This window comes from Boseongicola sp. (assembly GCF_057460485.1).
The window spans coordinates 1-9,221 of the sequence record NZ_JBVCWP010000159.1 but is presented as its reverse complement, the minus strand read 5'-3'; the positions used below and the strand labels follow the sequence as shown (position 1 = coordinate 9,221).

Sequence of the window (9,221 nt, the reverse complement as noted above, 5' to 3'; positions counted from 1 at the left end):
AACCAGATCCGAAAAGTCGGCAATTCATCTGTCATGACTCTGACATCTGAAGTGCTAACGATCCTGGATGCAAAGCCTGGGGGCAGAGTTTTCGTGGCGTGCGGCGACGATGGATGTCTCAAAATAATTGCGAACGATCCCAAAGTCGCGCAGGCTTTGAATGCCAGTTGAAGCACTTTTCGTCGCTCATGACAGACAGATTTCACGACATGGCGGGCGCCTGGAATTCGAGATGCAGATCTGCTTCACGGCGGTACGATCGCGGGAGAAATCTCGGAGTACATGGCACGCGCGATGCCTTTGATCTTACAGTGGCCTATGCTTTTGGTGTTGCCAAGGCGAATGGGTTTGTCGATGGGAACAAAAGAACCGCCTTCGTCGCGGCATTCACCTTCCTGCGCCTGAACGGATATGCGTTTCGCCCCGAGCCCTACACCGGCGTGCGGATGATAGAAGAGCTTGCCGCATCCACCGTCGCGGAATCAGATTTGGCCAAGTGGCTGCGCACCAACGCGTCTTCGCTGGGCTGATCCCTTCACATCTCTCGCTCAATCCGCCAGGCTGTGAGCCAACCAAACCAAAATCCGGAGCCAGCCTATGTCCCTCTTGAAAAAACTCTTCGGTGGCGGCACCCCGTCAAAATCCACCTACAAACCGGAAACCTACAAAGACTTCATAATCACACCCGATCCTTTGCCAGCAGACGGCCAGCACCGCATTTCGGCGCGCATCGAAAAAGAGATCAACGGCGAAATGAAATCCCACCACCTTATCCGCGCCGACACATTAATGAGCGCCGAAGCCGCCGCAGAAGCCTCGATCGACAAGGCGAAAACTGTGATCGACCAACAAGGCGACCGGCTTTTCACCTAAGCCTGAACCGGTGCAAACCTTTGATAGTATTCTTACCGATCGCGGATCGAAATACGCGGTCTCTGGCGCGCCTGCGTCATCGAAAGACGACATTCAAGCTGCTCTTAAGGTGCTATGCGGCAACAAGAAGTTCGCCAAGGCCACCCACAACACGTGGGCTGCTATTCTCGACGGCACGCCGATCAAAAACGATGACGGAGAAGCCGGGGCGGGGATGGTTATCTTGCGCATGCTTGAACGCGAAGACCTTCAAAATCACGTTATCGTCGTCACGCGATGGTACGGCGGCAAGCATCTTGGAGGCGACCGCTTTCGCCATGTGCAAGACTGTGTGCGCCATTATTTTGACAACCGCGACACCTGATTTTTTCAGGTTTGGGGCAATGCCAAAATCTGCTAGCTTGTGCGGACAGAACCGATATTGCTCACATTCTATGCTGCGGCATGCGGGATCCTTGGCGTCGTTGCCCCAAAGCTTGGCGACTTTCTTGCGCGCCTTTTGATCGGTGCGTTTGTCGGGATCATTGCGGGGATCCTTCTGCCGTCTGTACGGGGCATTCTCACTGGTTATTGACCCCAAATTGCCAATTTCCCGGCACAGTCCCGCCTCAACCGGGCATTAAACTGGAAAAATGATTAAGACGCTGCACATAGTAATGAACGCGCCGGACACGACACCTCCGGCAATTATTCATGCCGCTAACACGATCGCGCTTGAGGGTACTGGTGCCACGCCCGTTGCCATGATCACCCAAAGTCTCGCGGGAAGTTGGCCGAGTCTTTTGATCGGCGTCGGGCTTTTGTGTGCGGTTCTGCTGATTGTGAAGCGCATCACGCGAAACGCGCGCAATCGAAGAAATCTTAGAAACGAGGGCGGTGAAAGTTTTGCAGCGTCTGTCGAAATCCCCCCCTATGTCGACACGTCGCAACTTGCGGCCGTTGCGGCCGACATTGACCCGGAGGCGGCGGTTGAACGTTTATCGGACGCCTGGATGACGGCCCGACGAAAGATCGAAGCCAATCCGCTTTACAGCCCGAACAAGAATGAGTGCATGGCCCGCGACGCAGTTGAAATCGAGCGTATTTTTTGCGGCGGACAGCTTGCAAAAAGCCTCGCAAAACAATCACCTGAGGCGTTCGAGCGTTTTGCGTCTACAGCGCAAGCGCTAGGCTCTGCCACGCTCGCTGATCTGATCCGCGCGGCCAGAACCCTCGCTATCAAGGGCCACTCGCCGGATATGCAGGATCAACCCCGCACGGGCGAGGCGTGGACCGCATTTCGCAGGCAAATATCGGATCTAGAAGCGCGACTTCAGGCGGCCAATACGGCTCAAGGCAGTGGCGGCCGTGTGGTGACACTTGCTGATGCGTATATGGGCCAAGTCACGGCCTGAGCCGCCGATCATCGCTTTGAAATTCGAAGTACCGTCGATCTGAAAACCGCGATAGTTACGTCGGATGGATCGCCTGTCTGCCCACTTTACGCTTACCGTTGCGACGTCGTCCGATGCCCTGATCGCACGCGCTTTTGACGACGCGCCACAGACATGGGCAAGCGCGGAAGAACAGTCGCTTTTCTTCCGCGATGTCGAAGCTGCTGACTGGGCCATCATGGGCAAGAATACTCATTTGGCTGCTGACAAACCGCATCGCCGGCGCATAGTTTTCTCAACGAAGACAAGTGGATGGCAGCGTCCAGCACAGTTTTGGTGTGACCCTACGCATCTGACACCTTTCGATCTGATCGCCAAGGTCGCTCATATTCGTCCGCTGCAAAACGGTCTGATTCTGGGGGGTACGCGCGTTCATGACTGGTTTCTTGCGCACAACGCCATTCATAAGGTTAACCTGACGGTCGAGCCGGTAAGCTTTGTGAAAGGCCTGCCTGTCTTTTCTGGCCAAGAAGGGGTGGATCCGTTGAAGATATTCACGGATCGCGGCTTTAAAATTCAATCCGAAAAGGCCCTCAACTCGGCTGGCACGCTGTATTACGAGCTTGCGGCATGACCCATCTGCTGACGATTTCGACGAACGGGCCCGGATTGTATGAGTTCACGGATGACATCAAACCGCTCGCAAAAGGGGACGGAACGCTCACTATTTTCGTGCGTCACACCTCGTGCTCTTTGTTGATTCAGGAAAACGCCGACCCCGAAGTCCGTTCAGATCTTCAAGCCTTCTTCCACAATTTGGTGCCGCCCACCGACGATCCACGCATGTCCTATCTGACCCACACTTACGAAGGGCCAGACGATATGCCGGCGCACATCAAGGCCGCCATGCTTCCGGTTTCCTTGACCATTCCTGTCATATCAGGGCGATTAGCGCTGGGGACATGGCAGGGTATTTACCTTTTCGAACATCGTCACAAACCGCACGAAAGACAGGTTGCCGTCGCCATGTCACTTGGGTGACCGCTAGCCGTGTTCTCGGACGAAGGTCACCAGCATGTTGATCTGATAGTGGACGACTTTGCCGTCATTGATGGACACAGATTGTTTTTTATCCAAGCCGTTTTCAGATTGCGCAAAGTCTTGTGCCCGGGCGCGATGCTTTGAGCGACAGCGTCGTCAAAGCTATCCTGTGACATGGCTGATATTTTTGGTTACGCGGGCTAATGATATCCGATTTCCCTCTAATAATTCGCGGATTCAACTCGCCAGTGCAACATGCTGGTTATGGCCTAGGAATAGCTGGTTTGGCGTCTTGAAGCCAAGGCATTTTCTGGGGCGCTTATTAATTTTGCTGATGATCTTAGCCACGTCCTCATCGCTGAGATCATCAATGTCTTTTCCCTTTGGGATGTATTGCCGGATCAGACCATTTGTGTTTTCGTTGAGGCCCCGTTCCCAGGAGTGGTAGGGGTGCGCGAAGAAGCCCTCGGCAGCCAGCTCGCGGGCGATCTCTTCATGGTAAGCAAACTCTCTGCCATTGTCGTAGGTTAAGGTGAGAACCCTTTCCTGATAGGGTTTCAGGTATTCACAGATCGCATTCGTGACAGCCCGCGCTGTTTTGTTGACCGCCTTCATGGCAACGGTAAATCGGGTCTTGCGCTCAACCAACGTCACAAGGACCGAGTGTCCCTGCTTCCCGATCACGGTATCGGCTTCCCAATCCCCAACGCGGCTGCGCAGGTCAACGACTGCAGGACGTTTCTCAATGGATACTCTATTCTTAATCTGGCCGCGCCGCTCGATACTGCCATAGCGCTTGCGCCTTTGCTTTTGGCATCTCAGGCGGGTGTGAAGGTCGCCGCCGTTACCCTTGTCTGCATAGATATGCTGGTAGATCCATTCTGGGCTGACGCTTGGCTCACCAATATCTTTCAGATGACCTGTGATTTGCTCAGGGCTCCAGTCTTCGCGGGTCATCTCTTCAATCCTAGTCCACGTCGCATGCGAGATACGGCTCCGCTGAATTTGTGACTGGCGTGCGCAAGCCAGGCGATGCGCCTGCTTTGGTCGATATCCGCGCAGACCTGTGTTGCGCTTAAATTCCCGAGAAATCGTCGATTTGTTGACCCCGATCTGATCCGCAATCGCCCATTGCGTCAAACCCGCTTTCTTCAATGCATAAACTTGGTTACGCTGCCCCTCAGTGAGGCGGTGATAGGCTCGCATTCGTGTTCCTTTACTTTCGACGGTGAGAAGCACTTGGGCATCGCTGCCTCACGCATCATACCGTGGGTAAAGTTGCACTGGCGAGTTGAATCCGCGATTTGTAAGAACACGGCCACAATGAAAGCTATCAATGTAGGCCTCAAACCGTCGATATAGCCACCGGCGCGCCTTCGCTTGGGATGTGTGAAAGAGCTTGGCGGTGCAATCGCGCAACGCATCGGGTGTCGCCTATCTGGTGGGTGAATTTCGACACTACCCAAAATCAGGGCGGTCGCCTATAGTCCCTGTGGATAAAGGGGGGCCTACCCCCAATGATGGCAGGGAGAAGTGGTGGATGCGCTGCCCGTTTTGCGGAAATATAGATACTCAGGTGAAAGACTCGCGTCCTGCGGAAGATCATGTTGCCATTCGGCGGCGTCGGTTCTGCCCCGCTTGCGCCGGTCGCTTTACGACTTACGAGCGGGTGCAACTGCGTGATCTTGTGGTCATCAAATCCAACGGCAAGCGCGAAGATTTTGATCGCGACAAACTTGAGCGTTCAATCCGCATCGCCTTGCAAAAGCGCCCTGTAGAACTGGAGCGCATGGATCAGATGATTTCTGGTATCGTGCGGCGGCTTGAAAGCATGGGCGAGACAGACATCCCGTCGACTACAATCGGCGAGATAGTGATGGAATCACTCGCGCGGATCGATACGGTTGCCTATGTGCGTTTTGCCAGTGTTTACAAGAACTTCCAGGCCGCGGACGACTTCGATAAATTCGTGAGCGAATTGCGCCCTCCCGCAAAAGACGAGTGAGCGACGACGACACAGCTCACATGCGCCATGCGCTGAGCCTTGCCGCGCGCGGCTTGGGTCGTGTGTGGCCCAACCCTGCCGTCGGTTGTGTCATCGTTAACCAGGGTCGTGTTGTGGGCCGTGGTCGGACGGCTGATGGCGGTCGCCCTCATGCAGAAACAGTGGCCCTGAAACAAGCAGGAGACCATGCCAAGGGCGCAACTGCCTTTGTCACGCTTGAACCCTGCGCACATCAAGGCGAGACGCCGGCTTGCGCTAAATCTTTGATTGAAAGCGAAATTGCGCGCGTTGTCGTCGCTTGTGAAGATCCCGATCCCCGCGTTTCAGGCCGCGGCATTGCGATGCTGTCGAAGGCTGGGCTTCGGGTTGAAACGGGATGTCTTGGTAAGGACGCCAAAGAGCTGCAGCGCGGTTTCCTGACACGCGTTAACCATGGGCGACCGACATTAACCCTAAAACTCGCCATGACTTTGGATGGCCGCATTGCGACAGCTTCGGGCGAGAGCAAATGGATCACCGGGGCCCACGCGCGTCGTGCGGTCCATGCGTTGCGCGCATCCCACGACGCAGTCATGGTCGGGGCGGGGACGGTGCGCGCTGACAACCCCGACTTGACGGTGCGCGATCTTGGCGAGACGCGCCAGCCCGTCCGTATCGTCACCTCGCGGCATCTTCGCCTGTCGCAAGACAGCCGGCTTTTCGAAAGCGCCGAAGATGTGCCGGTTTGGATCGTCTGCGATGCGTCGATGCGTTCATCCGCCGAGGCCAAAGTCTGGGAAGCTGCGGGTGCGCGGTTAATCTTAGTTGGCTCGAATGGGGCGCATCTTTCGCCGGATGAAATGCTTCAGGCGCTTGGTCAGGCTGGATTGACCCGTGTTTTTTGCGAAGGAGGGGGGATGCTTGCGGCATCTCTTTTGTCTGCTGACCTTGTGGATGAACTTATTGTTTTCGTTGCAGGAAAGTTGATTGGCGCAGAAGGCCAACCTGGCGTCGGACCCCTTGGACTATCGGCTTTGGCGGAAGCGCCAGCCTTCGATCTGGTGGAGGTCGCGCCCGTTGGCGCTGACGTGATGCAACGCTGGCGGCGGTCTTAGGGGCGCAAGCCGACGGTGCGTTTCATCAATTGTTGCAATAGAGAAAGCCGCGAAGTTTTCGCGGGCGCGTCCTTCATTCGTACAAGGTAGTCGACCGCTTGCTCGGGCGAAAATGGATCGCCTCTTTCAGGGTCGAAGTAGCGCGGATAACCGATCAAAGCGGCATGGGCCAAGCCGATCACTTCTGGTCCGGAACCACGATGTGCGGGCTGTGCAACATGGTCATTCGTCAGCCCCCAACCGGCATAAAAAGGCATTCCCGTGCAGGTGACCGATTTGCCGCGGATCAACGCCTCGAACCCCATTGTGGATGTGATGGTCCAAAGCTCGTTCGCCAGATCAATCGCGGCGCGCGGGCTGATGTTGACAAGTTCGACATCGGCCAAACCTTCCAGATCAGCCGTCGAAATCGCGCCTTCTCGCAGCCCCGCTTCGACATCGGGGTGGGGTTTCCAAAGGATGCGTGCATTCGGTCGCGCGGCCCGCGCGGCGCGCAATAAGTCAAGGTTTGTGCGTACCTTTCCGGCGCCCAGAAGCACGGACGCATCGTCTTCGACCTGTCCGACGACCAGCACATTCACAGGCCCGTCGGCCAAAGGCGCCGGTTCGTCGTTCATGTTGTATTTGGTCAAGCCAACGGCAAGCATACGGTCCAAAAGGCGGCGCGCGCGTTCGATTTCTGCTTCGGGCAAGCTCACAGAACTCGTGATAAGGCTGTCCAGATCGGTCGGTTTCGACGGATCGAAGTAGTTGCCGTTCCGGTCAATCGATAAAGACACGGGAGCGACCAGCGCCGCCCCCAATCCCCGTGATCTGAGAAACCCGTCCTCAACCCGAAGCGCGCCATCCGGAGCATCGGACGTCCCCCAGGCGATAATCTTGCGCCCGGATTTTGAAGCCTTGCGGCTCGCGGCTCGCGGCGAGTTTGCAAAGATCATTGGCGTCACGGACCCAAAGGCGCGTTTGAAAAGCGGACGCTTCCATCGCTGTATTCCGGTCCCGACATAACCCGCGCGATCCTCGCGCCAAGCACGCGCCCGCGCGGCCAAAGCGGCAATCACGTCTTCCACTTCGCACAACCGATCAGACGCGGGATCATACCAAGTAGGATACAGGATCATCGCACCTGCAAACAACTGCGCGCGCGTCAACTCGCGGCCTCTTCGCGCCGCGGGCACCGCGTCCAAGGTGCGCCCCCAACCGGCATAAAACGGCAAGCCGAAAACGCGGGGTTTGTGACCCGCGAAGATCGCTTCAAAGCCAAGGGTCGACGAATGGGTATAGACTGCAACCGCGCCCTCAAAAAGCGTCCATGGGCTGACGGGTTCGGTCAATAAACGCGCGCGATCAATGCCAAGGTTGCCGTCATAGTGACCGGGTCGCGCGCCCGCAACGCTTTCGGGATGGGCTTTGATCAGAATGTCCGAGGCGGGGTTCTCGTCCGCCGCCACCATAAGCATTTCTGCAAATTCATTGCGCCCTGCGCCCTGAAGGGCCGTGTCATCACGCGTTTGATCAATTACCACGACATAGCCCGGATCCGGAACGTCCAAAGACGGATCGTATCCAGAGTATTTCCCAAGGTGCCAATACTTTAGCTGTTCGATTGACGCGCGCGCGCGGTTCAAAAGCGGGGTGTCGTCCAAGGGCGATGTTCTTAAAAGTGTTTCAAGATCAGATGCAGCAGAGCCGTCGAAATGGACCCCCGTCGTATCGATCGAAAGGCCGACTGGGGTCTCGTCGCGGATGCGTCCGGGCAGAACCGAGCGCAAAAATGCGTCCTCGACAGTCACCACCGGAGCATCGCTCCATCCGGCTACCGCTTCACCGCGCCATGCCGTTGGGGATTGTCCCCAAACGCCGACATGATCGCCGTCTTCGGGCACACCCGTGCCGACATTCCACCCGGCCAACTCAAGAATGCGGCGCGCAGGGCGCTGCATTAAAATCCCACCGTTGTAGACGCAAAGGCGCCCTTTGGCGTTGGTCACTCGATTAGTTGGTCGACGGACGAGGCCGTTTGCAACGGACCCAATACCGCCGACAGAACCTTGCTGAATTGGGTGTACGGCGCTTCGGTGACATAGACCGTGTCAGCGTCACGGATCGCGAAATCGCGGGCGATAAAGACGCCATTCGGGCTAGTCATATCAAGCACATAGATCATCCGCTGCGGTCCGATCAGGTCGCCGCGGCCCAAAACGATGTTCGCAATTTCCGCAGGTTCGTTGCGGAAAACAAAGACACCTGTCGGATCGGCGATCCCAGTCGATAGACCGCCAACGCGGGCCAAAGCTTCGATCGCAGAAATGCTCTGGGTCTCAAACGGCACCTTCTGTTGTGCGCCTGTTGCGCCCAAAGCAGTGAAGAACCGCGTGTCCTCTTCGACCAAAATCCGGTCGCCGCCCCTTAGAGCGACATCAAGTTTTGGGTCGGTATAGAGGTCCTGCAACCAGATCGTGCCTTTGTGCGCGCCGCGCATCAGGGTGATCTGTGTAATTTCTGGTGGCAAAGTAATACCGCCTGCGGTGGCGAGCATCGCGGTTAGAGTGCGGTTCGGTCGTTCAATTGCATAAACGCCTTGCGCGCCGACGCCGCCGATCAAAGATACGGTCGCCCCGTCACCCGCCATGCGACGGATTACAACTTGTGGATCCGGGGTCTGGGCTTCGAGTTTTTCAGTGATAATGCGGCGCACGGCCTCGGTTGTGTTGCCGGATGCACGGATACGGCCCGCGTAGGGCACAAAGATAAACCCGGCACTGTCGACCTGAATTTCTTCAAGCGCCGAACCACCCGCAGACGCGCTGGCCAACAGGCCGTCCTCCACGTTTT

13 protein-coding genes are annotated in these 9,221 nt (G+C 56.6%); 9 read left to right on the top strand and 4 right to left on the bottom strand.

Annotated elements, in window-relative coordinates; translation table 11 throughout:
• Positions 1 to 188: 188 nt before the first annotated feature.
• The 7 genes from AC221Y_RS15845 (at position 189) to AC221Y_RS15815 (ending at position 3,287) form a co-directional block, all read left to right on the top strand.
• Complete coding sequence (locus AC221Y_RS15845) at positions 189 to 530, top strand: type II toxin-antitoxin system death-on-curing family toxin (RefSeq protein ID WP_366141685.1); 342 nt, start codon at positions 189 to 191, stop codon at positions 528 to 530.
• Positions 531 to 597: 67 nt separating this feature from the next.
• Complete coding sequence (locus tag AC221Y_RS15840; protein ID WP_299751712.1) at positions 598 to 873, top strand: HlyU family transcriptional regulator; 276 nt, start codon at positions 598 to 600, stop codon at positions 871 to 873.
• Positions 874 to 883: 10 nt separating this feature from the next.
• Entirely contained in the window at positions 884 to 1,237 is a 354-nt protein-coding gene (locus tag AC221Y_RS15835; RefSeq protein WP_299751709.1) for a YigZ family protein, read from the top strand.
• A gap of 57 nt (positions 1,238 to 1,294) precedes the next feature.
• The gene (locus AC221Y_RS15830; protein ID WP_299751706.1) at positions 1,295 to 1,447 is read left to right on the top strand and encodes a hypothetical protein; all 153 of its coding nucleotides are present in this window, start codon (positions 1,295 to 1,297) and stop codon (positions 1,445 to 1,447) included.
• A 58-nt stretch (positions 1,448 to 1,505) separates the two neighbouring features.
• Positions 1,506 to 2,267, top strand: a complete 762-nt coding sequence (locus tag AC221Y_RS15825; RefSeq protein ID WP_486707717.1) for a hypothetical protein — start codon at positions 1,506 to 1,508, stop codon at positions 2,265 to 2,267.
• A gap of 64 nt (positions 2,268 to 2,331) precedes the next feature.
• Positions 2,332 to 2,880 (top strand): dihydrofolate reductase family protein, encoded by a 549-nt coding sequence (locus AC221Y_RS15820; protein ID WP_299751700.1) that lies wholly within the window; start codon positions 2,332 to 2,334, stop codon positions 2,878 to 2,880.
• Positions 2,877 to 3,287, top strand: a complete 411-nt coding sequence (locus AC221Y_RS15815) for a secondary thiamine-phosphate synthase enzyme YjbQ (RefSeq protein WP_486707716.1) — start codon at positions 2,877 to 2,879, stop codon at positions 3,285 to 3,287. Before AC221Y_RS15820 ends, AC221Y_RS15815 begins: the two co-directional genes overlap by 4 nt.
• 26 nt (positions 3,288 to 3,313) lie before the next feature.
• Here the strand turns inward: AC221Y_RS15815 and AC221Y_RS15810 are convergent, their stop codons facing one another.
• Both AC221Y_RS15810 and AC221Y_RS15805 read right to left on the bottom strand, forming a co-directional pair.
• On the bottom strand, positions 3,314 to 3,463 hold the full coding sequence (locus AC221Y_RS15810; RefSeq protein WP_366141684.1) for a dodecin domain-containing protein: 150 nt from the start codon (positions 3,461 to 3,463) through the stop codon (positions 3,314 to 3,316).
• Between the two features lie 61 nt (positions 3,464 to 3,524).
• Positions 3,525 to 4,493: an IS30 family transposase gene (locus AC221Y_RS15805; protein ID WP_486707715.1), complete on the bottom strand. Its 969-nt coding sequence runs from the start codon at positions 4,491 to 4,493 to the stop codon at positions 3,525 to 3,527.
• 334 nt (positions 4,494 to 4,827) lie between these two features.
• Here AC221Y_RS15805 and nrdR point away from each other — a divergent pair, with 334 nt between their 5' ends.
• Complete coding sequence (gene nrdR, locus AC221Y_RS15800) at positions 4,828 to 5,292, top strand: transcriptional regulator NrdR (protein WP_299751694.1); 465 nt, start codon at positions 4,828 to 4,830, stop codon at positions 5,290 to 5,292.
• Positions 5,289 to 6,386, top strand: a complete 1,098-nt coding sequence (gene ribD / locus AC221Y_RS15795; protein WP_486707714.1) for a bifunctional diaminohydroxyphosphoribosylaminopyrimidine deaminase/5-amino-6-(5-phosphoribosylamino)uracil reductase RibD — start codon at positions 5,289 to 5,291, stop codon at positions 6,384 to 6,386. Before nrdR ends, ribD begins: the two co-directional genes overlap by 4 nt.
• Here ribD and AC221Y_RS15790 read toward each other — a convergent pair.
• Positions 6,383 to 8,329, bottom strand: coding sequence for a capsular polysaccharide biosynthesis protein (locus AC221Y_RS15790; protein WP_486707713.1), 1,947 nt, complete (start codon positions 8,327 to 8,329; stop codon positions 6,383 to 6,385). The genes ribD and AC221Y_RS15790 overlap by 4 nt on opposite strands.
• Before the next feature lie 44 nt (positions 8,330 to 8,373).
• Positions 8,374 to 9,221, bottom strand: an 848-nt coding sequence (locus AC221Y_RS15785; protein WP_486707712.1) for a polysaccharide biosynthesis/export family protein, incomplete at its 5' end; no start/stop codon positions are given.

Excerpts from the sequence above, each read along its gene's own strand:
- AC221Y_RS15845 (WP_366141685.1), top strand. The coding sequence starts at position 189 with ATGACAGACAGATTTCACGACATGGCGGGCGCCTGGAATTCGAGATGC.
- AC221Y_RS15840 (WP_299751712.1), top strand. The coding sequence starts at position 598 with ATGTCCCTCTTGAAAAAACTCTTCGGTGGCGGCACCCCGTCAAAATCC.
- AC221Y_RS15825 (WP_486707717.1), top strand. The coding sequence starts at position 1,506 with ATGATTAAGACGCTGCACATAGTAATGAACGCGCCGGACACGACACCT.
- AC221Y_RS15820 (WP_299751700.1), top strand. The coding sequence starts at position 2,332 with ATGGATCGCCTGTCTGCCCACTTTACGCTTACCGTTGCGACGTCGTCC.
- AC221Y_RS15815 (WP_486707716.1), top strand. The coding sequence starts at position 2,877 with ATGACCCATCTGCTGACGATTTCGACGAACGGGCCCGGATTGTATGAG.
- AC221Y_RS15810 (WP_366141684.1), bottom strand. The coding sequence starts at position 3,463 with ATGTCACAGGATAGCTTTGACGACGCTGTCGCTCAAAGCATCGCGCCC.
- AC221Y_RS15805 (WP_486707715.1), bottom strand. The coding sequence starts at position 4,493 with ATGCGAGCCTATCACCGCCTCACTGAGGGGCAGCGTAACCAAGTTTAT.
- nrdR (WP_299751694.1), top strand. The coding sequence starts at position 4,828 with ATGCGCTGCCCGTTTTGCGGAAATATAGATACTCAGGTGAAAGACTCG.
- AC221Y_RS15790 (WP_486707713.1), bottom strand. The coding sequence starts at position 8,329 with ATGCAGCGCCCTGCGCGCCGCATTCTTGAGTTGGCCGGGTGGAATGTC.